Source organism: Methylobacterium jeotgali, assembly GCF_022179345.1.
Taxonomy (GTDB): domain Bacteria; phylum Pseudomonadota; class Alphaproteobacteria; order Rhizobiales; family Beijerinckiaceae; genus Methylobacterium; species Methylobacterium jeotgali.
Genome location: NZ_BPQR01000085.1, coordinates 36,128 through 55,791, shown reverse-complemented (window position 1 = coordinate 55,791; position 19,664 = coordinate 36,128). Strand labels below are relative to the sequence as shown.

Here is a 19,664-nt window from a genome sequence, read left to right as displayed (position 1 = left end):
CGAACAGGCTCTGGTAGGCCAGCGTGTCGACGGTGACCGCGTTGCCCGTCACGTTCGCCGTGTTGCCGGCGAGGTCGCTGATCGCCAGCGCGCTCGTGACCGTGCCCTTGAAGGCGGACAGGTCGACGGTGAAGCGCCCGTCGGCCGCGACCGCGGCCGTGGTGCTGTGGGTGCCGTCGCTGAAGCTCGCCACCGCCTGCGCGTCCGCGTCGAGCCCCGCCACGGTGAAGGCGACCGCCCCCGCCTCGTAGCGGTCGAGCAGCCCGTTCCCCGTCCCGTCCACGACGAGGGTCGCAGGAGCGCCGGCATCGGCCGTGGTGTCGAGGGTGAAGGTGAAGCTCGTCGGCGAGGAGAGGGTGCCGGCGAGGTTGCGCTCCTGCACGGCTACGGTGTGCACGCCGTCCGCGGAGCCGTCGCGGGCGAGGACCGGCACGGTCGAGGACGGCAGGCCCCCGTCGAGGGCGTAGAGGAAGGTGTCCCCGGCCCGGGAGGGCGTGACGACCAGCGTCGGGTCGCTGGTGATCCGGTCGGTGCCGTTGGCACCGGTGTCGTGCAGGAGCGCGACGAGCGGCGGCTGGGGCGCGGTGGGGAGGAGGTTGACGAGGGTGAGCTCGGCCGGAGCCAGGCTCGCGTTGCTCGGATCGTCGGAGAGATGCGTGCCGAAGAAGGTGCCGTCCGTGACCCAAAGGCCGCCTCCGGCGGTATCGCTCCGGCCAGCGAACATGAAGCGGCCCCCGCCGAGGTCCACGACGCCGCTTCCGGGCTCGGCACCCATCGCCCCGGAGGTGATGCGAAGCCCGTCGGCGACCACGTACGTTCCGGCCGTGGACCCGTCCGTGATGTAGAGGTGGGATACGCCGAGCAGCGTCACGTTGACGAGGGCACGCCCGTCGCCGAGCGCGACGATGCTGCCGATCGAACCGTCGGTGCCGTACTGGCCGCGCGCGAGGGGGCCGAAATCGAAGATCGGCGCCGTTCCCGGCGTCGTCCCGTCCGATACCCAGAGCTGAACGGCGCCGGGGGCGTTCGCCGAAGCGAACAAGGCGCGCCCGTTGCCGATCGCGGTCAGGTCGTCGACCTCGGACAAGCGCAGCGTACCGTTCGATTGATACGAGTTGTCCCGCACGAGGCTGACCGTGCCGTGATCGTAGGACCACAGCGTGTCGCTGGCATACCTGTTCTGTGCCACGAACAGGACATGGTCTCCGCCCAACGTGATGAAGCTGTGAGGATTGGAACTATTGACGGTCGTACTCACGCTACCGGCATTCGTCCTCGTACCGGGGAACAGGTCGGCGAGGAACCAGATCCCGCTATTGGCATCCAGGAGCCACAGCTCGTTACCGTGGCTCGCATCGTAGTTGACGGCCAGGGCCTGGCCGTTTCCGAGGGTCGCCACCGCCCCGCCATCCTGAAGGGGGACGACCAACGGCCGCGTCCCGGCCGTGGTGCCGTCCGTCACCCAGGTCCCTCCGGCAAGGACGCCCGAGGCGGGCGTGATGGCCTGGAAGGCGGCGAGCCCGTTGCCGAGCCCGACGAAATTGCTCGGCAGGCCGAAATACAGGCCGGGGTCCGTGTCGGCTACGAGATGGGTTCCCGCGATGGTTCCGTCCGTCGTCCAGAGCTCGCGCCCGTGCACGCCGTCATGGGCGGAGAACAGGATCGCGATAAGCTCGCCCGTGCCGTCGGCGCTTGACCAAAATCGGCATTTCGCGGCGCGCGACCGGTCTCAGCGCCCGCGGTAGACCGGCTCCCGTCCCTCGGCTTCGGCCTTCCGACCTTCGAGGAAATCCTCGGTGCGATATAGGGCCCGGTATTGCTCCCCAAGATGGGAGTACGCCGTGCCTTCCGACTGGCGGACCGCCATGCGAGCCGAGGCCAAGGTGGCCCTGATGCCCAGGGGGCCGCAACGAGCGATCTTGCCGGCCACGTCCAGTCCGAGTTCCAAGGCGGCGCGCGGATCTGGGGCGATCCCCTGCACCAGCCCCATGCGGCGGGCTTCTTCGGCACCCCAATGATCACCGGTCAGCATGTACCGCATCGCGTTGCCCCAGCCGGCCTCGCGCGGAAACCGCACCGTCGAGCCTCCCCCTGGGAAGCGTCCATGGGTGTTCTCGTCCTGCGCGAAGCGCGTCTCGGCGGACGCGATGCGGATATCGGCCACGAGGAAGAGTTCGTGGCCCATGTTCCAGGTGTCGCCATGCACGACCGCGACGAGCGGCTTGCTCAGGAAAGCACGCCGCCCCAATGGATCGATCCCGTCCGCATCGGGTACCCGCGCCTTTCCCGTCCGCAGAACCTCGGCGAAGGCGTCTACGTCGATCCCGCGCGAGAAGCTCTCTCCGTGACCGAAGAGTACCGCAGCGCGAAGTCCGTCGTCGGCATCGTAAGCGGCGTAGGCTCTGGCCAGGGCGCTGAACGCCTCGGGATCGACCCGGTTGTGAACCTGCGGCCTGTTGATGCCGATCAGGCAGACCTCGCCTCGGCGCTCGACGGTGACCATCTGGTCGGGCGGCGGAAGGCCCTTGCCATAGCTCCTAGTCTCGGTGGCCTGCGATCCTTCGCCCGGCCCGATTTGGGCGATCAGGCCCGAGCCCCCGGCCAGGGAGGACATGAGGACGGACCGTCTCGACGGTCGGGAAACCGGCACTGACATCGGCAACACCCTGAGCTCGGAGGACCTCTCGTCGTCCCTGGCCTCGCCGACTGCCCCGCGCGGGTTGCGAAGACCGATCCGTCTGGGATCTGCACTTGGCGGGTAGGAAGGACATTGACGATAGATGACGCTCATAATAGATTATGGGCGTCATATCAAACCGTCGATTGCCCAAGGGGAACTAGCGATGCATGCGAGACTCATCATCGTAGTCACCGGCTTGGCCGTCTCGGCGTGTTCGCCGGCCCAGACGGCCGTGACGCTGGAGCCGCCCTTGGTGCAGGTCGCCGAGGTCGCGCCCTCCGCTGGGGCCGTCGCGCGCTATACCGGCGTCGTCCGGGCCCGCACCGAGAGCAACCTCGGCTTCCGGGTCGGCGGCAAGATCTTCGAGCGCCTCGTGGATCCGGGGGACCACGTACGCCTCGGCCAGCCGCTGATGCGCCTCGACCGGACGGACTTCACCCTGGCCCTCAACGCGGCCCGTTCCTCAGTGGAAGCGGCCCGGGCGCAGATGATCAAGGCCAAGGCCGACGAGGAGCGTAGCCGCAAGCTCGTCGGCGACGGATGGACCTCGAAGCAGACCTACGACCAGAACAAGGCCGCCGCCGACGCGGCCATCGCCCAGTTCGCCAACGCCGAGGCCCAGGCGAGCCAGATCGCCAACCAGGCCGGCTACTCCGAGCTCCAGGCCGATGCCGACGGCGTCGTCATGGAGGTGCCGAGCGAGCCGGGCCAGGTCGTCGCGGCCGGGCAGACGGTGGTGAAGCTCGCACGCAACGGCGCCCGCGAGGCAGAGGTCTTCCTGCCCGAAGGCAACCGGCAACTGGCGAAGGGGACGGCTTCGGCCACGCTCTATGCCGAGGGCGAGACGACTTACCCGGCCCAGCTTCGGGAGCTGTCGGCCACGGCCGACCCCGCGACCCGTACCTATCGCGCCCGCTACATCCTCTCCGGCGGTGGCGAGACCGCCCCCCTCGGGGCCACCGTCACCCTTCGGTTAAAGCCCGTGCAGGTCCAGGGGGCGGCATCGGTGTCGGTGCCCCTTGGGGCCCTGTTCGACCAGGGCGGCGGCCCGGCCGTCTGGCGCTACGACTCCGACACGCAGACCGTCGCAGCGCAGCCCGTCACCGTGTCGCGGCTGTCGGAGGAGAGCGCGGAGGTCGCCGCCGGCCTGAGCCCCGGCGACCGTATCGTCTCGCTCGGCGCCCATCTGCTCAAGTCCGGCGAAAAGGTCCGCCAAGCCGGCGCCGGCGTCGCGGAGGCCGGCCGATGAACGCCTCCCGCTTCAACCTCTCGGCCCTGGCGGTGCGCGAGCGCGCCGTCACGCTATTCCTACTGATCGCGCTCGTCGGCGCCGGCTTCTTCGCCTTCGAGAAGCTCGGCCGTGCCGAGGATCCGACCTTCGCGGTCAAGACGATGGTCGTGTCGGCCGCATGGCCCGGTGCGACCACCGACGAGATCCAGCGGCAGGTTGCCGACCCGCTGGAGAAGCGGCTCCAGGAACTCGTCTACTACGACCGGGTCGAGACGACCGTCCGCCCGGGCCTGATGCTCATGAAGGTGTTCTTCAAGGACAACATGCCACCGGCCAAGCTGCCGTCCGAGTTTTACCAGACCCGGAAGAAGCTATCCGACCAAGCTTCCAGCCTGCCGCGCGGCGTGCTCGGCCCACTGTTCAACGACGAGTTCTCGGACGTCTACTTCGCCCTCTACGCGCTCCAAGCACAAGGCCTGCCGCACCGGGCGTTGGTGCTGCGCGCCGAGGACCTGCGCCAGCGCCTGCTGCGCGTACCCGGCGTAGAGAAGATCAACATCCTCGGCGAGCAGGCGCAAAAGATCTTTGTCGAGATCTCCTACCAGCGCCTCGCCACGCTCGGTATCACCGGCCAGCAGCTCCTGGCCGCGCTCGCCAACCAGAACGACGTCACGCCGGCCGGCTTCGTCGAGGCCGACGGCCCGCGGGTCTACCTGCGCCTCGATGGCACCATCGACAGTCTCGACGCGATCCGCAACCTTCCCGTGGCGGCAGGCGACCGCAGCCTCAAGCTCGGCGACATCGCCGAGGTGAAGCGCGGCTACGAGGACCCGAAGACCTTCGCGATCCGCAACGACGGCGAACCGGCGCTGGTGCTCGGCCTCGTGATGAAACCCGGCTACAACGGCCTCACCCTTGGCGCGGCGCTGAACGCCGAGGAGGTCTCGATCCATCACGAACTCCCGACCGGCATCACCTTCACCAAGATCACCGACCAGGCGAAGGTCATCGACGACGCCATCCACGAGTTCATGGTGAAGTTCTTCACCGCGCTCGGCGTGGTGATCTTCGTCAGCCTCGTGGCGCTGGGCTTCCGCGTCGGCATCGTGGTCGCGCTCGCCGTGCCGCTGACCCTCTCGGCCGTGTTCGTCGTGATGATGGTCACCGGCCGCGACTTCGACCGCATCACGCTCGGCGCCCTCATCATCTCGCTCGGCCTGCTCGTCGACGACGCCATCATCGCCATCGAGATGATGGTCGTGCGCATGGAGGAGGGCTACGACCGGATCGAGGCGGCGACCCATGCCTGGCGCTCGACCGCAGCGCCTATGCTGACCGGCACCATCGTCACCATCGCGGGCTTCCTGCCGGTCGGATTCGCGGCCTCTACCGCGGGTGAGTACGCAGGCAACATCTTCTGGGTTGTGGCCTTCTCGCTGATCGTCTCGTGGATCGTGGCCGTGACGTTCACGCCGTACCTCGGCGTCAAGCTACTGCCCAACATCAGACGCGTCGAAGGAGGCCACGCAGCGATCTACGCCACCAGGAACTACGAGCGCCTGCGCCGGATCGTGCGCCTCTCCGTCGATCACAAGTGGATGGCCGCCGGCATCACCGTGGCGCTGTTCGCGGCGGCCGTCGTCGGCATGGGCGAGGTCGAGAAGCAGTTCTTCCCCAACTCGGAGCGCCCCGAACTCATCGTCGAGGTGACGCTGCCGACCGGCTCCGCATTCGCCACTACCGAAGCCAGCGTGAAGAAGGTCGAGGCTGCCGTCCGGCAGTTGTCCGAAGCACGCGAGATCACGAGCTACATCGGCCAGGGGATGCCGCGCTTCGTCCTGTCCTTCGACCCGGAGCTTCCCGACCCTGCCTTCGCGCAGATCGTCGTGCAAACCGCCGACTCGCATGCCCGCGACGCACTTCGGGTCAAGGTCCGCAAGCTCGTCGACGAGGGTCGCTTTCCCGAGGCACGGGTGCGCGTGCTGCAGATCGTGTTCGGGCCGCCGGTGCGCTTCCCCGTCGCCTTCCGCGTGGTCGGGCCCGACCTCAACGTCATCCGCGGCATCGCCGCCGAGGTGCGCGACGTCATGACATCCAATCCCAACATGCGCCTCGTGCATCTCGACTGGGGCAACAAGACGCCGACCCTGCGCCTCGCCCTCGACCAGGAGCGCCTGCGCCTCATCGGTTTGACGCCCAAGGAGGCCGGCCAGCAGTTGCAGAGCTACCTCAACGGGACGCCGGCGACCCAGGTCCGCGAAAACCTGCGCTCGGTAGACATCGTCCTCCGCAGCCCCGGTCCCGAGCGCCGCTCGCTCGGCGACATCGGCGACTTGACGCTGACCACCCATGACGGACGCCAGGTCCCGGTCTCGCAGGTCGCCCATCTGGAGAGCCGGAACGAGGATGCCGTACTGAAGCGGTACAACCGCGAGACCTACATCCGCGTGCAGGGCGACGTGCTCGACGGCCTCCAGCCGCCGGACATCCACGCGCAGGTCTACCCGCTGCTCGACCCCATCAAGGCGAAACTGCCGCCGGGCTACCGTATCGACACGGCCGGGTCGGTGGAGGAGAGCGCGAAGGCGATGAACGCACTCGTTGCGGTGTTCCCGATCATGCTGATCGTGACGCTGACGGTCATTATGCTGCAGGTACGCTCGTTCACCACGATGTTCATGGTGTTCGCCACGGCGCCGCTAGGCCTTGTCGGCGCCGTCCCGACGCTGCTCGCCTTCCACCAGCCCTTCGGCTTCAACGCGATCCTCGGCCTGATCGCGCTGTCGGGCATCCTGATGCGCAACACCCTGATCCTCGTGGACGAGATCCACCACGACCAGGCGGCGGGCTTGAGGGACTACGACGCCATCGTCGAGTCGACGGTTCGCCGGGCCCGCCCTGTGATCCTGACGGCGGCCGCCGCGATGCTCGCCTTCATCCCGCTGACGCATTCGGTGTTCTGGGGGGCACTCGCCTACGTGCTTATCGGCGGCGTGGGCGTCGGGACGCTGATGACCTTGCTGTTCCTCCCCGCGCTCTATGCCCTCTGGTTCAGGGTGGCGCGGGAACCGCGCGAAAGGAAGAGCGCCGCCGGAGCCGACACGTCGCCGGCGCCAACCGGGGCATGAGGCGTACATGAATGCCATCGACGTCCCGTCCGTGGGACGTCCCGAGATCGAGCGCCACACCGCGCGCTCACCCGTACCGGATCGGTGCGCGGTGTTGCCATCTCGAAAGCAACACGTCGAAGAAGAAAGCCATGTCCAGCCGCGTCAACAGAAAGCTCGAAAATTCTGCCCGCGTCTGCATCATGATCGACCGATTTCGGGCGGACGGGATAACCGAACCGGGTATGCTCGCCGATGCCCTGAACGCCGCGGGGCTGAGGACGAACCGCGGCGCGCTCTGGTCGCTCGTCGAGATCCTTCGCTTCCAGGCGAGGCCGCGCCCCGCCAAGCAGATTGAAGCGGTGCTGCAACTGATGAGGTACAAGCTGATCTGATCCGCCGTGGCCCGACCCCTCCATAGGAGATGGCGCCGGCCGTCATTTCGGACGCATCAGGCTTGCTGGGTCGGCATCTGCTGGCCGTCGCTGATCCCTCTGCCGACCATCTTCGTATCTTAAACTGGTCGTCGGCCCGCCCTTCATATATATATGATGCAAAGCATATATGTCGGGGGCATTGACGTCGAGGAAGCGGGACATGCCGAGGGTTTCCCAGGAACAGGCTAAGCTCAACCGGGAGCGCGTTGTCGAGGTCGCGTCCTCCCTTTTCCGGGAGCGCGGCCTCAACGGTGTCGGCGTGGTGGACATCATGGCGGCTGCCGGTCTGACCCATGGTGGATTCTACGGCCAGTTCGCCAACAAGGACGCTCTGGCGGTCGAGGCGTTCGAGGCCGCGCTGGCCGAGGAACATCGCGGCACGCTGGATGCCCTGATCGAGAATTACTTGTCCGTCGGGCACGTGATGTCCCCAGGCAGAGGCTGCCCCTTGGCCGCCCTGGCCAATGACGTCGCGCGCGAACCGCCCGGCAGCCTAGTGCGGTCTCGTTTCACCCAAGGGGTCGAGCACCTCGCCGGACTCCTCGCCGATCTGATGCCCCGCACGTCGAAGGAGCGCCGGAGGCAGAAGTCATTGGCTCACCTCTCGACCTTGGTCGGCGCGGTCGTGCTGGCACGGGCGGTCGACAATCCCTCCGTGGCGCAGGAACTGATCCAGGCGGCTCGGGAGTCGGTCAGGGGTGGGTCGGAGCCGCCCGTGCGTAGAGGGGACTGATGCGGTCCCGCCCCATTGCTGGAGATGACACAATCCTGTCTCCCGGAACACTTGCCTGTCGAGAAAATATATTATATGTAAAATCTATATTCACTACAAGGCGACGGCAGGCTCGGCTCGGGTGCCCGACGCCATGGCCAGCGGATCACTCCAACCTCGGAGTTTCGGCAATGGGCACGATGACGGTCGGTAGTCTGTTCGAGCCTGAGACGTGGCACCGCGCCTGGGACAGGCTGCGCGAGGTAGAGGCTGCGCTGGCCATTACGGAAGGCGATCTGTTCGACAGGCGTCTGGCGAATCTCGAAGCGAAGGTGAACGCGCTTCAGGTCGATGCGAAGTTCGCTTCAGTCCCGGCTCGGGATCGCGCGAGCGACCTGTGACGGGGGCCGCATCGGTCCGGCCCCATGTTTCCGACGATACCGATCGGGGCGTCCTGGACCTGCGCACGCGGCGGCTGCTGGAAGCGCCGCTCATGCCGACCCTGGTACGGCTGGCGGCGCCGAACATTCTCGTCATGATAGTCCAGACCTCGATTGGTCTGATCGAAACGTATTTCGTCGCGACGCTCGGGACGGACGCCCTCGCAGGCATGGCCCTCGTCTTCCCGGTGGTAATGCTGGTCCAGATGTTCTCTGCCGGAGGCATGGGAGGCGGGATCCAATCCGCGGTCTCGCGCACGCTTGGCGCTGGGCGCAGGGAGGAAGCCGGTCTACTGGCATGGCATGCATCGGCTCTGGGTATCGGCCTCGGGGTGCTGACGAGCCTCATCGCCTTGCCGTTCGGACCGTCCCTCTACGCGATGATGGGCGGCACCGGCGGTTCGCTGATGGCCGCGACGGCATACGCGAACGTCGTGCTTGGCGGAGCCGTCCTCGTCTGGTTGTTCAACGCGCTCGCGGCGGTGATCCGCGGCACCGGCAACATGGCGCTCCCGGCCGTGGTCACGTGCGTCGGGGCTGTGGTGCTGATCCCGCTCTCACCCGCCTTGATCTCCGGCTGGGGACCGCTCCCAAAGCTTGGGATCGTGGGTGGAGGCGTGGCGTTCGTGGCCTACTACGCCGTGGGCTCCGCGATCTTCGCGGGATACCTGTGGTCCTGGCGAGGCGTGCTGCGCCCAGGCCGACGCCTGCCAAGACTGACCTGGGCACCCTCTCGTGAAATCCTTCGCATCGGCGTGCTCTCGGGCATCGCGAGCATGACTTCCAACGTCACGGTCATCGCCTCCACCGCCTTCGTCGGGGCGGCCGGGCCGGCAGCCGTGGCCGGGTACGGGACCAGCGCGCGGCTTGAGTACCTGCTGGTGCCCCTGGTCTTCGGTCTGGGCTCGCCCATCGCCGCCATCGTCGGCACGGCGCTTGGAGCCGGCGACCGCGCCCGCGCACGTCAGGCAGCCCTGACCGGGGCCATCTTCGCCGGCGCCCTGACTGAGCTCATCGGACTGGTGTCCGCCGTGTATCCGGGAGCTTGGCTAGGCCTCTTCGGGCACGATCCCGCGATGCTTGCCATCGGCTCCCTCTACTTGCGGGTCGTGGGTCCATTCTACGGCTTCTTCGGAGCCGGACTGGCCCTGTACTTCGCCGCCCAGGGCGCGGGTCGCGTCGGATGGCCGCTCGCAGCCAGCCTCCTGCGTATGGGTGTGGCCCTGGGCGGTGCATGGGCTGCGGCGGCCCTCGGGCTCGGCCTCGTCGGCACCTTCGCCGCCTTATCGGCCGGGTTCATCACAATGGGACTGGTCAATGCCGCTGCCTTCGCACGAGGCCGTATGTTCCCTCACGACCCCGCCGACCGGCAGTCCTTGACGCCTTTGCCGCTCGCGCCTGCCGCCGGTGCGGTCGCGAGGCGCTGACCGTGCCGCTTGTGAAGACGCCACCCAACGGGTGGCGCCTCGGCGAGCGTGCGCTCCGGCTCCTGCTTACGGCGGTCTTCGTGGGCGCGGCCGGGAAGAAGCTCGCGGCGTCCGAGTTCGAGGTCCCGAACTCCGAAAGTTTCGGCTACGCACCCTGGTTCATGTACGCCGTGGGCGTTACCCAGCTTCTCGGCGCGGCCGCGCTTTTGTTTCGGGGCTAGGCCGCGTGCGGAGCGCTTTTCCCCGCCGTCGTGATGGCCGGCGGCATCGTCAATCATATTCGTGGCGGCGAGGCGCTTCCCCTCCGAGAGGTACGTGACCGTGGAGCGCACGTCCAACGCCTCGTTCTCGCAAACGCCACCGAGATTCCCGCCCTGCAGGGAGATCCTCTGGAACGCCGCGTAGACGGGCGGCTCACCCGCCGGCCCGAACCCGGCTTCGGCCCTGCCAAAGCCTTGGGGCGGTGCCGGCCGCGGATCAGACTTGCGGGCCTTGGGGTACAGATGCCGGTCGCGGGATGTTCAAGGCGCAAGTGTTGGCTGTGTCAGATCGCGAACTTCAGGGCGAACCGCTCGGCGCCGAGGCGCTTCTGGATGACCTGCACGACGTGCTCGGCGTCACGGCCGACCGCCCCGAAACGTCCGGAGCCCCAGGTGTTCAGCCACGGCAAGCCGATGAAGTAGACGCCGTCCTCATTGGTGACGCCGCGCCTGTGCTTGGGGCTGCCCGCACCGTTAAACACCGAGGCGTCGAGCCAGCGGAAGTCCGGCGTGAAGCCGATGCACCAGACGATGCTGGTGATGCCGGAGCCGTCGAGGGCAAGGCTTGTGACCGGCTCGCCCGGCTCCCAGACCGGGGTGTAGTGCTCCTGCACCGGGGCATCGATGCCCTTCTCGGCGATGTACTTGTCGATGGCCGCGTTGATGCCGTTGTAGGTCCGGTCGGCCCCGTCGAGCGAGCGCTTGAGGTCGTCGCGAAAACGCAAGGCGCCGTCGTGGTAATCCTCCATCAGGCCATAGAGTCGCATGCCCTCGGTAGCGAAGCGGCGCAGGTCGATGTCGCGCCCGCCGTCGCGACCGGTCACGTAGTGGTTGGTGTTGTCGCGGACGCCGTCGCGCAGCGGATGGTTGTCGACGGTCATCTCGTAGTAGCCCATGTCGGCGAGCCAGGTGACGACGTCGCGGCCGCGGTAGAACCGGGCGCACCGGGGCGCGTCGCCCACCGCGAGGTGCACCTTGCGGCCGGCGAGGTGGAGATCTTCGGCGATCTGCGCGCCCGACTGGCCCGAGCCCACCACCAGCACCTCGCCCGCGGGCAGCTGGTCCGGGTTGCGGTACTGGTTGGAGTGGATCTGCGTGACCGAGCCCGGCAGCTTCTCGGCCATGCGCGGGATGATCGGCGTGTGGTAGCCGCCCGACGCGACGACGACCTCGTTGGCGGTGTAGTCCCCCTCCGAGGTCTGGACCGAGAAGATGCCGTCCTCGCGCCGCTCCACTCGGGTGACCGCTACGCCCTCGCGGATCGGCGGATTCACCTTGGCCACGAAGGCCTTGAGATAGGCGACGATCTCGTCCTTCTTCATGAACCCGTCCGGGTCCGGCCCGTCGTAGCGGTGACCCGGTAGGTCGCACTGCCAGTTCGGCGTGACGAGGCAGAACGTGTCCCAGCGCTGCGTCGACCAAGTGTGGGCGGCGGTCTTCTTCTCGAAGACGAGGTGCTCGATGCCGCGCTGCTTGAGGTGGTAGCTGACCGAGAGACCGGCTTGGCCGCCGCCGACGATGACGACGGGGACGTGACGCGTCGTGGAGGTCATGGCTCTGGCTCCGTGAGGGTCCGGAAGGGGGCGGCGGTCAGGGTTCGAAGGACTCGACGGTGACTCGACCGTCGGAGGCATGCCGCTTCGCGGCGGCCTCGATGCGGGCGAGCTGGTCCATCGCGGACGAGCACGCGAAGCCGTACTTCTCGCGCACCCGCTCGCTCGCGATGGTGAGGGCCGTGCGGGACTTCTCGACGAAGTCGTCGAGGGCGTAGCTCTGGCCCGGCGTGAGATAGTCCTTCACGACGAGGGAGGGCGAGTAGCAGGCCTCTTGCCGGCCGTCGGGCCAGCGGACGTGGAAGCGCATCTCAGGCATGGATCGGCTCCTGTCGGGTGCGGACACAGGCCGCGTAGGCGTCGAGGTGGCGCTCCGCGCAGGCCCGCCAGGAGTGCGCCGCGACCCGCGCAGGGGCGGCGGCTTGCAGTCGCGCGCGGGTGCCCGGCGCCAGGGCGTCGGCCATCGCGTCCGCGATGGCCCCGGGATCGGCTGGATCGACGAAGAGGGCGTCGCTCGCCGCCAGGTACTCGGTGAAGGGCGGCTGCCGGGACACGATGGCGGGCGTGCCGCAGGCCATCGCCTCCAGCACGCAGAGCCCGAACCCCTCATTCCAAGAGGGGAATGCCAGTGCGTCGGCGGCCCGGTAGAGGGCCGGCATCTCGGCTTGCGGGACGGGACCCGTCTCCACCACGGCCCCGCCGGGGCCGACGGCAAGCCTGTGCGCCACCAGGGCCGCGCGGCAGCGGGCTCGGTAGGTGGCATGGTCAAGAAGCGAAGCACCGCCCGCGACGACGAGCTGCGCTTGTGGGTAGAGCGAGCGCAGCCGGGCGAAACCCTCGATGATGCCGAGCGTGTTCTTGCGCTCCTCGAAGCCGCCGACGGCAAGGATCAACGGCCCAGGGCCGAGACCCCAGCTCTCCCGAACGGCCGCGTCCGCCTCGGAGGGCTCGGCGCCATAGACCGAGAGGTCGACCCCGTTCCCGACGACATCGGCCTCGGTGCCGAGGTCGTCCCGGATCCAGTCGGCCCAGGCGCGGCTGACGCAGAGCAGGCGCGCGGCCTCGCGGATGGAACGGTCCTGCCACTCGGCGAGGCGCGGGTCGGAGAAGCTGTCGATGTGGTGGACCGTCCGCACGAAGCCTGGGATCAGGCGCCGGTGCTTGAGGGTCGCGAGCGCGTTGCCGCCGATGCCATCATGGGCATGGAAGACGTCGAACTCGCAGGCGGCCGGCGTCGAGAAGTGACGCAGATAGTCGTTGATGCGCGCCCGCACGAGGTCAACCGTGGAACCCGCGACGGACTGAGCGGCGACCGACACGGTCGGGCAGGCTGCGTCCCGGAAGAAGCCTCGGCCGGCAGGGTCCGGCGCGTGCACCACCGCCTCATGCCCCAGGGCGCACAGGGCCTCGGCCAGGGCGAGGCAGTGGGCGACGCCGCCGCGCGGGTTGGTGGAATGGGTCAGGACAGCGATGCGCAGGGCCGTCATGATGCGCCCCCCGTGCTATCCTGGCCGCATCCGATCAGCGGGCTGGCCACGAAGTCCCAGACCACCGCCTCCGCACCGGTGGCATCGCACACCCGGACGACCCGGCTCGCGTCGAGCCGGCCGATGGATGCGGCTGCGATGCTGCGCTCCGCGAAGCGCGCGCACACGGCCGGCGTGCGGTCGGGGCGGACGCTGAGGAGGTAGCCGAAGCTCGGGAAGGCGGTCAGCCAGCGCGCGAGCGGGACGTGCTCGGGCCGTGGGATCGCGTCGAGGTCGATGACGCCGCCGACGTTCGAGCATTCGAGCAGCATCAGGGCCGTGCCAACGACGCCCGCCATGCTGATGTCCTTGGCAGCTTCGGCCAGGCCGTCCTCGGCGAGCCCCGGCAGCAGAGCGAGGTCGCCGCGCAGGCGCTCCCCCGCCGCGCCGGTCGAGGCATCCCAGTACGGGTGCGGCTCGCGGAAGCGGCCGCACAGGTCGATCGCCGCGACGAGGTCGTCGCCCGGCGCCGCGTCGAAGCTCGTCAGCAGGCGCCGGCCCGCCCGGCCGAGTACGGCGACCGCGAGGTTGCCGGCAGCCGCGCGCGTGTTGGTGTGGCCGCCCACCACCGGCACGCCGTAGAGCGTCGCGGCGTCGCGAAGGCCGGCCAGGATCGGACCCGCCTCAGCCGCGTCCCGGCTCCACAGGGCATCGACCACCGCGAGCGGGCGCCCGCCCATCGCGGCCACGTCGCTGAGGTTGACCATAATCCCGCAATAGCCCGCGAAGTACGGGTCGGCGGCGACGAAGCTGTCGAGGAAGCCCTCGATGGCCAGCAGCAGGTGGCCGTCGCCATCGGGAATGGCCGCGCAGTCGTCGCCGACCGGCACCCTTGCGTGCCGGCCGCCCAGCCCGAGGCGAGCGACCACCGAGTCGATGTCGCGCTTATGCGCAACGCCGCGTGCGTCCCGGATCTGACGGGCCAGGGCTTGGATGTCGATGACCGCCGTCATCACGCAGCCCGGCGGAAGGTGACGAGGCCGTGCTCGGGGTTGTGCATCGGCGGGTAGGCGGAAAGATCCGCCCGCATCAGGTGATGCAGCCGCCCATGCAGGTCGACGGCGTCAAGGCTTGCCCAGTGCAGGGCCTCGAACAGCGGCACGTTCTGCTCCTGCACGTGGGCGAGGAAGCGGGTGCAACCCCTCGCATGGGCGGACGAGACCGCGACTTGGATGAGGCCGGCCCCAAGGGCGGCCGTGCCGCGGGAGGCCTCGGCGACGGCGAGGCGCGAGCCCCACCACTCGCCGGGCCGCTCGGCCACCTCGTGGATTCGGACGGTGCCGACGACGGCGTCGGCGTCGCCGCCGAGCGTCGACAGGGCGCAGATCGGGATGGCGTGCGCATCGATGGCGTCGCGGTCGTCACCTTCGAAGATACCCTGCTCGGTGCAGAACACCCGCCGGCGAAGCGCGGCGCAGGCGCGCCGCTCCCAGGGCGCGACCGCAAACTTCACGCGGAAGTGGCTCGGCCGGAACGGCGGGACGGGGTCGAACATCATGCCGCCACCCCCGCGCTCTCGTAGGTGGAAAGCGCCGAGCAGGCGCCGCAGCGCCCGCAGCCCGCCTTGATGTCGGTCGAGCGCAGGTTCGCGCCGGCCAGCATGTCCGCGAGCGGCTTCAGGATGGCGTGCATGAAGTCCGGGCCGGGCGCCGGGTGGCTCTCCAGCGGCGTGCCCGAGATCGGCACGAAGGGCACCACGAACGGGTAGACCCCCATCCCGATCAGGCGCTCGGCCATGCCGAGGATCGCTTCCGGCGCGTCGCCGAGCCCGGCCAGAATGTAGGTCGAGACCTGGCCGCGACCGAAGACCGGCACGGCCGCCCCGAAGGCCTCGTAGTAGCGCTCGAGCGGCACGCTCGCCTTGCCGGGCATGATGCGGGCACGCACCTCCGGAGTGACGGCCTCCAAGTGCATGCCGAGCGCGTCGACCCCGGATGCCTTCATGCGCTCGAACCAGCGGTCGTCGTCGGGCGGCTCGCACTGGGCTTGGATCGGGAGGTCCACGGCCGCCTTCACGGCGAAGGCGCTCTCGCAGAGCACGGCGGCGCCCCGGTCGGTGGCGTTCGGCGTCCCCGTCGTCATCACCATGTGCTTGACGCCGTCCAGCAGCACGGCGGCGCGGGCGACCTCGGCTAGTTGCTCCGGCGTCTTGCGTGCCACTGTGCGGCCGGCGGCGAGCGACTGGCCGATGGAGCAGAACTGGCAGGTCTTGGTGCGGCTGGCGTAGCGGATGCAGGTCTGCAGCACGGTGGTGGCGAGCACGTCCTGCCCGTGCAGCACGGCGATCTTCGAGTAGGGCACGCCGTCGAAGGTCGAGAGCGCGTAGAAGCGGGGCTTCCCGGGGAAAGTAGCTTGCCCGATCACGACGCCGTCGTGCTCGATTACCGAGACCCCGTTGGCGTCCGGGCGGCGCACCAGGAACGGCGACACGAAGGCGGTCTCGGTATGGACCGGCACCATTACGGTTCGGCCCGCGATGGTCATCGCCTTGTGGTCGGAGGGACCCGCCCCGCCGCGGCGGCTCGGCGCCCCGGCGCGGCTGTCGGCGAGCCTAACGCCGTAGGACTGCAACGCGTTGATCAGGCGCTCCGTCGGCATCCCGATCAAGCCCGCCACGACCGGCGGGAGCGTGGGAAGGCTCGTCGGAAGCGGGCTGCTGCTCATGGTCGAGGCTCCGGGAAACGGTCTGGGAACGGATCGGCTGGTGCACGAACGAAGCCGGACGGTCGTCGTGGAGGAGGCTGAGGAGCTCGGGGCGGGCGTAGTGGCCGACGGAATCCATCATGCGCTTGCGCTTGGTCACGAGCGCGAGGTCCATGTCGGCGATCAGGATGCCCTCGCCGGGTCCGAGAGGATCGGCGAGGTGCTTGCCCTCGGGCGAGACGATGGCGGTGCAGTTGCCGCCGCGGCAGGCGCCGCGCAGGCGCTCGTCCGGGCAGACCTGCGCCACCTGCTCGTCCGTGAGCCAGCCGGTGGCATTGACCACGAAGCAGGCCGCCTCCAGCGCGTGGTGGCGGATCGCCACCTCCATCTGGTCGGCGAAGATCTGGCCGACGAGCGAGCCCGGGAACTGGGCCGCGTGGATCTCCTCGTGACGCGCCATGAGCGCGTAGCGGGCGAGCGGGTTGTAGTGCTCCCAGCAGGCGAGCGCCCCGACGCGGCCGACCGCGGTCTCCACCACGTCGAGGCCGGCGCCGTCGCCCTGACCCCAGATCATGCGCTCGTGGTAGGTCGGCGTGATCTTGCGTCGCTTGAGCTTCAGGCTGCCGTCCGCGTCGAAGATGAGCTGCGTGTTGTAGAGCGAGCCATGGTCGCGCTCGTTGACCCCCAGCACGATCACGGCACCCTGGCGGCGCGCGGCGGCCGCGACTGCCTGGGTCAGCGGGCCTGGTACCGTGGGCGCCCGCTCGTAGAGCTTCAGGTGCTCCGCGCCCTGCAGGGCCGGCGGCAGCACGAAGGAGAAGTAGGGGTAGTAGGGCACGAAGGTCTCGGGGAAGACCATGAAGCGCGCGCCCTTGGCGGCAGCCTCGTCGATGGCGTTGAGCACGCGCTCCAGGGTGCCGTCCGGCCGGTCGAGGTCCGGCGCGATCTGGACGGCGGCAGCCCGCACGATCCGGTTCTCTGACATGGATGATCCTCCGGCTGTGACGGCGGCCGCGTCGCGTGCGGCCGCCGGATGCGACGTCCCGGTCGACGGACCCGAAGGCGCGCTCAGACGGTCCAGGTGTCGATGATCACCGCGTTGTCGCGCTTGTGCAGGAGGATGCAGTCGAGGACGTCGAGGGGGTTGATCATGCGGATGCCCTCGATGAAGGCCGCCTCGCCGTGGCCGTAGAGGGCCTGGGTCGAGAAGCGGCAGGCGTAGACCTTGCCGCCCTCGGCCATGAACTTCTCAAGCTGGTTGTTGAAGTTCAGGTGCCCCGGGAAGGCCTCGTCGCCCAGCCGCGGGAAGCCGCGCTGGACGCCCAGCGTGATGCCAGGGCCGTAGAGCAGGATGGAGGTGTCGAAGCCCTTGCGCTGCAGGCGGGTGGCCTGGAGCAGGTTTACGAGGCCGATGGAGCCTTCGAAAGCGACCGTGTGAAAGGTGACGAGCGCCTTCTGCCCCGGCTCGGCCTTCACGTCCTCGAAGACCTTCTCCTCGTAATCGACCAGGAAGTCGCCCTTCTTGTGGGGTTCGCGGTTCACGGCAGGCATGGCTCTCTCCTTGAAGGATGGGACCCCGGCAGGCAGGACTGCGAGCGGTCACGAGGCCTTCATGGCAAGCGGCGTGCCAGAGACTTGCCGATCAATGTGCCGATCAATGTGCCGATGTAGTATGCGTACAATCACATGATCAATGACCTGGCTACGGTTGTGGCGCATCGAGCTGGACCAAGATTGTTTCGAAATCAACATGTGCGCGTTCCGTAAACACCGCTTGCCCGTTCAAGATGCAGTGATTGCTGGCATTGTATGGAAAGCGAGGGGAGGCTTTTCGAGGACTCGTTGCGGTACGACGCTTGCTAGCCATACAATCGAACATTGATCGCATGCTGATGTACAGGCGCAGGGCGGATGAAGGCTACGAAGATAGGAGGGACGACGAGCCCTCACGACGTCATAGCCGGGGGCTGGACGCCGGACCTGAAGCGCTGGGGCAAGCCGCACTATCTGGCCATCGCGGAGGCCCTGGCGGACGACATCCGGACCGGGCGCCTTATGCCCAGCACGCGTCTGCCCACACAGCGCGCCCTCGCCGAGGCGCTCGACCTGAACTTCACGACGGTGTCCCGCGGCTATGTCGAGGCGCATAAGCGCGGCCTGATCGAGGGACGTGTCGGCCAGGGCACCTTCGTGGTCGATCCGTCGCTCTCCGCCCGTTCGGGCAACGCCGCAGGCGCGCCGCGGGTCGGGCCGGTCGACTTCACCATGAACCTGCCGCCCGAGCCCGACGCGCCGGCCCTGCGGTCGCGCATGCAGGCCTCGTTCGCGGAACTCTCCGGCGACCTCGCCAACCTTCTGCGCTACCAGGGCTTCGGCGGGACCGACGACGACAAGGAGGCGGCGCTGCGGTGGCTGAAGGGCCGCGGGGTCGAGACGGCGCGGGAGCACCTGCTGATCTGCCCCGGTGCGCACAGCGCTCTGTCCAGTGTGCTGGGTCAGGTCGCCCGGCCGGGTGACGCCATCTGCGCCGAGCGCATCACCTATCCAGGCATCCGCGCGCTCGCGGCACATCTGGGGCTGCGCCTCGTCGACCTGCCCATGGACCGCCATGGGGTCGATCCGGACGCCTTCGCGGCGGCCTGCACCCGTGTCGCCCCGAAGGCCATCTACCTGAATCCGCTGCTGCAGAATCCCACGACCGCGACCCTGTCCCGCACGCGGCGGGAGGCTATCATCGCGGTGGCGCGGCGCTATGCCGTCAGCATCATCGAGGACGACGCCTACGCGCGCATCTGCCCGGCCCCGCCGCCGAGCTTCGCCGAGCTCGCGCCCGAGATCACGTACTACGTGGCAGGCTTGGCCAAGTGCCTGGGCGCCGGGCTTCGCCTCGCCTTCCTGGTCGCCCCGAGCGCCCGGTCCGCCCTGCCGCTCGCGGGTGCGCTGCGGGCCGCGACCGTCATGGCGTCGCCGATCTCGACGGCACTGACGACGCGCTGGATCATGGACGGCACCGCGGATGCGGTCGTGCAGTTCGTCCGCGAGGAATCGGCCGCGCGCCAGCGCATCGTCGCCTCACTACTTCCGGCCGAGACCTACATCGCCGATCCGCACGGCTTCCACGTCTGGATCACACTGCCGGAAGGCTGGACACGTTCGGCCTTCGCCAGCCAGGGACGGTCGGCGGGGCTCGGCGTTGTCGGCAGCGACCCCTTCTGCGTGGCTGGGACCCCGCCGGAGGCTGTGCGACTCTGCCTCGGCGGTCCGTCGACCCGGCAGCAGATTACGCACGGCTTAGAGGTGCTCGCCCACGCACTCGAAGGCCCGCCAGCCCTCGCCTCTACCTACATCTGAGACACCCGGCACTCACGCGGACCGTTCATCGTCCGGGATCTTTCGTTTGCAGGACAGCTTCTCGCAGGAGGTCTCGCCGTTCACCCCGCGGCCCTACGGCAAGGCGCTCGCCGACTGGACCGATGCGGATCTGGCCGAGTTCCGAGGCTACTTCCTCGCCTGTAGGGAGCAGCGGCCGGACTGGGGGGGGCATCGGCCCCGCCAATCGTAGCGATGCGATTCGCGTCATCGACACCGCGGTGGGCGAGCTCCGCTTCAAGATCGGCATGGCCCGCGATGAGGCGCAGGGCCGGCGAG

19 protein-coding genes are annotated in these 19,664 nt (G+C 68.7%); 9 read left to right on the top strand and 10 right to left on the bottom strand.

What is annotated here, in order from left to right:
* Both MFF04_RS20610 and MFF04_RS20605 read right to left on the bottom strand, forming a co-directional pair.
* On the bottom strand, positions 1 to 1,639 hold a 1,639-nt coding region (locus tag MFF04_RS20610), incomplete at its 3' end, for a hypothetical protein (RefSeq protein ID WP_238278701.1).
* 90 nt (positions 1,640 to 1,729) lie between these two features.
* Positions 1,730 to 2,614 (bottom strand): crotonase/enoyl-CoA hydratase family protein, encoded by an 885-nt coding sequence (locus MFF04_RS20605; protein WP_238278699.1) that lies wholly within the window; start codon positions 2,612 to 2,614, stop codon positions 1,730 to 1,732.
* 229 nt (positions 2,615 to 2,843) lie between these two features.
* Here MFF04_RS20605 and MFF04_RS20600 point away from each other — a divergent pair, with 229 nt between their 5' ends.
* The 7 genes from MFF04_RS20600 to MFF04_RS20570 all read left to right on the top strand — a co-directional run bounded on the left by MFF04_RS20600 (position 2,844) and on the right by MFF04_RS20570 (position 10,255).
* A complete protein-coding gene (locus MFF04_RS20600; RefSeq protein WP_238278697.1) occupies positions 2,844 to 3,929 on the top strand; it encodes an efflux RND transporter periplasmic adaptor subunit in 1,086 nt (361 codons plus the stop codon).
* Positions 3,926 to 7,039: an efflux RND transporter permease subunit gene (locus tag MFF04_RS20595; protein ID WP_238278694.1), complete on the top strand. Its 3,114-nt coding sequence runs from the start codon at positions 3,926 to 3,928 to the stop codon at positions 7,037 to 7,039. Before MFF04_RS20600 ends, MFF04_RS20595 begins: the two co-directional genes overlap by 4 nt.
* Before the next feature lie 131 nt (positions 7,040 to 7,170).
* Positions 7,171 to 7,413: a hypothetical protein gene (locus tag MFF04_RS20590; protein WP_204275029.1), complete on the top strand. Its 243-nt coding sequence runs from the start codon at positions 7,171 to 7,173 to the stop codon at positions 7,411 to 7,413.
* Positions 7,414 to 7,615: 202 nt separating this feature from the next.
* Complete coding sequence (locus MFF04_RS20585) at positions 7,616 to 8,188, top strand: TetR/AcrR family transcriptional regulator (RefSeq protein WP_238278692.1); 573 nt, start codon at positions 7,616 to 7,618, stop codon at positions 8,186 to 8,188.
* 170 nt (positions 8,189 to 8,358) lie between these two features.
* On the top strand, positions 8,359 to 8,568 hold the full coding sequence (locus MFF04_RS20580; RefSeq protein WP_238278690.1) for a hypothetical protein: 210 nt from the start codon (positions 8,359 to 8,361) through the stop codon (positions 8,566 to 8,568).
* Positions 8,569 to 8,621: 53 nt separating this feature from the next.
* Positions 8,622 to 10,034 carry an MATE family efflux transporter gene (locus MFF04_RS20575; protein ID WP_238278712.1) on the top strand — a complete coding sequence of 471 codons (1,413 nt, stop codon included), beginning with the start codon at positions 8,622 to 8,624 and terminating at the stop codon, positions 10,032 to 10,034.
* A gap of 2 nt (positions 10,035 to 10,036) precedes the next feature.
* The gene (locus MFF04_RS20570; RefSeq protein WP_238278688.1) at positions 10,037 to 10,255 is read left to right on the top strand and encodes a DoxX family protein; all 219 of its coding nucleotides are present in this window, start codon (positions 10,037 to 10,039) and stop codon (positions 10,253 to 10,255) included.
* A 323-nt stretch (positions 10,256 to 10,578) separates the two neighbouring features.
* Here the strand turns inward: MFF04_RS20570 and MFF04_RS20565 are convergent, their stop codons facing one another.
* The 8 genes from MFF04_RS20565 to MFF04_RS20530 form a co-directional block, all read right to left on the bottom strand.
* On the bottom strand, positions 10,579 to 11,847 hold the full coding sequence (locus MFF04_RS20565; RefSeq protein WP_238278686.1) for an MSMEG_0569 family flavin-dependent oxidoreductase: 1,269 nt from the start codon (positions 11,845 to 11,847) through the stop codon (positions 10,579 to 10,581).
* A 37-nt stretch (positions 11,848 to 11,884) separates the two neighbouring features.
* Positions 11,885 to 12,166 (bottom strand): MSMEG_0570 family nitrogen starvation response protein, encoded by a 282-nt coding sequence (locus tag MFF04_RS20560; protein WP_238278684.1) that lies wholly within the window; start codon positions 12,164 to 12,166, stop codon positions 11,885 to 11,887.
* Positions 12,159 to 13,334 carry an MSMEG_0565 family glycosyltransferase gene (locus MFF04_RS20555; protein ID WP_238278682.1) on the bottom strand — a complete coding sequence of 392 codons (1,176 nt, stop codon included), beginning with the start codon at positions 13,332 to 13,334 and terminating at the stop codon, positions 12,159 to 12,161. Before MFF04_RS20555 ends, MFF04_RS20560 begins: the two co-directional genes overlap by 8 nt.
* Positions 13,331 to 14,326, bottom strand: a complete 996-nt coding sequence (locus MFF04_RS20550; RefSeq protein WP_238278680.1) for a sll0787 family AIR synthase-like protein — start codon at positions 14,324 to 14,326, stop codon at positions 13,331 to 13,333. Before MFF04_RS20550 ends, MFF04_RS20555 begins: the two co-directional genes overlap by 4 nt.
* Positions 14,326 to 14,871, bottom strand: coding sequence for an MSMEG_0567/Sll0786 family nitrogen starvation N-acetyltransferase (locus tag MFF04_RS20545; protein ID WP_238278678.1), 546 nt, complete (start codon positions 14,869 to 14,871; stop codon positions 14,326 to 14,328). The genes MFF04_RS20550 and MFF04_RS20545 overlap by 1 nt, the downstream gene beginning before the upstream one ends.
* The gene (locus tag MFF04_RS20540; protein ID WP_238278709.1) at positions 14,868 to 15,971 is read right to left on the bottom strand and encodes an MSMEG_0568 family radical SAM protein; all 1,104 of its coding nucleotides are present in this window, start codon (positions 15,969 to 15,971) and stop codon (positions 14,868 to 14,870) included. The genes MFF04_RS20545 and MFF04_RS20540 overlap by 4 nt, the downstream gene beginning before the upstream one ends.
* Positions 15,925 to 17,001: a Nit6803 family nitrilase gene (locus tag MFF04_RS20535; protein ID WP_238278676.1), complete on the bottom strand. Its 1,077-nt coding sequence runs from the start codon at positions 16,999 to 17,001 to the stop codon at positions 15,925 to 15,927. Before MFF04_RS20535 ends, MFF04_RS20540 begins: the two co-directional genes overlap by 47 nt.
* 83 nt (positions 17,002 to 17,084) lie before the next feature.
* The gene (locus MFF04_RS20530; protein WP_012452016.1) at positions 17,085 to 17,567 is read right to left on the bottom strand and encodes an MSMEG_0572/Sll0783 family nitrogen starvation response protein; all 483 of its coding nucleotides are present in this window, start codon (positions 17,565 to 17,567) and stop codon (positions 17,085 to 17,087) included.
* Positions 17,568 to 17,927: 360 nt separating this feature from the next.
* On the opposite strand from MFF04_RS20530, the gene MFF04_RS20525 reads away from it, so the two are divergent.
* Positions 17,928 to 19,367, top strand: a complete 1,440-nt coding sequence (locus MFF04_RS20525) for an aminotransferase-like domain-containing protein (protein WP_238278674.1) — start codon at positions 17,928 to 17,930, stop codon at positions 19,365 to 19,367.
* A 46-nt stretch (positions 19,368 to 19,413) separates the two neighbouring features.
* Positions 19,414 to 19,578 (top strand): hypothetical protein, encoded by a 165-nt coding sequence (locus tag MFF04_RS20520; RefSeq protein WP_238278672.1) that lies wholly within the window; start codon positions 19,414 to 19,416, stop codon positions 19,576 to 19,578.
* The last annotated feature ends 86 nt before the right edge of the window (positions 19,579 to 19,664 follow it).

Bases quoted from the DNA above. Each gene is read 5' to 3' on its own strand.
- MFF04_RS20605 (WP_238278699.1), bottom strand. From the start codon at position 2,614: ATGTCCTCCCTGGCCGGGGGCTCGGGCCTGATCGCCCAAATCGGGCCG.
- MFF04_RS20550 (WP_238278680.1), bottom strand. From the start codon at position 14,326: ATGACGGCGGTCATCGACATCCAAGCCCTGGCCCGTCAGATCCGGGAC.
- MFF04_RS20545 (WP_238278678.1), bottom strand. From the start codon at position 14,871: ATGATGTTCGACCCCGTCCCGCCGTTCCGGCCGAGCCACTTCCGCGTG.
- MFF04_RS20530 (WP_012452016.1), bottom strand. From the start codon at position 17,567: ATGCCTGCCGTGAACCGCGAACCCCACAAGAAGGGCGACTTCCTGGTC.
- MFF04_RS20580 (WP_238278690.1), top strand. From the start codon at position 8,359: ATGGGCACGATGACGGTCGGTAGTCTGTTCGAGCCTGAGACGTGGCAC.
- MFF04_RS20585 (WP_238278692.1), top strand. From the start codon at position 7,616: ATGCCGAGGGTTTCCCAGGAACAGGCTAAGCTCAACCGGGAGCGCGTT.
- MFF04_RS20535 (WP_238278676.1), bottom strand. From the start codon at position 17,001: ATGTCAGAGAACCGGATCGTGCGGGCTGCCGCCGTCCAGATCGCGCCG.
- MFF04_RS20600 (WP_238278697.1), top strand. From the start codon at position 2,844: ATGCATGCGAGACTCATCATCGTAGTCACCGGCTTGGCCGTCTCGGCG.
- MFF04_RS20595 (WP_238278694.1), top strand. From the start codon at position 3,926: ATGAACGCCTCCCGCTTCAACCTCTCGGCCCTGGCGGTGCGCGAGCGC.
- MFF04_RS20540 (WP_238278709.1), bottom strand. From the start codon at position 15,971: ATGCCGACGGAGCGCCTGATCAACGCGTTGCAGTCCTACGGCGTTAGG.
- MFF04_RS20590 (WP_204275029.1), top strand. From the start codon at position 7,171: ATGTCCAGCCGCGTCAACAGAAAGCTCGAAAATTCTGCCCGCGTCTGC.
- MFF04_RS20565 (WP_238278686.1), bottom strand. From the start codon at position 11,847: ATGACCTCCACGACGCGTCACGTCCCCGTCGTCATCGTCGGCGGCGGC.
- MFF04_RS20525 (WP_238278674.1), top strand. From the start codon at position 17,928: ATGAAGGCTACGAAGATAGGAGGGACGACGAGCCCTCACGACGTCATA.
- MFF04_RS20555 (WP_238278682.1), bottom strand. From the start codon at position 13,334: ATGACGGCCCTGCGCATCGCTGTCCTGACCCATTCCACCAACCCGCGC.
- MFF04_RS20560 (WP_238278684.1), bottom strand. From the start codon at position 12,166: ATGCCTGAGATGCGCTTCCACGTCCGCTGGCCCGACGGCCGGCAAGAG.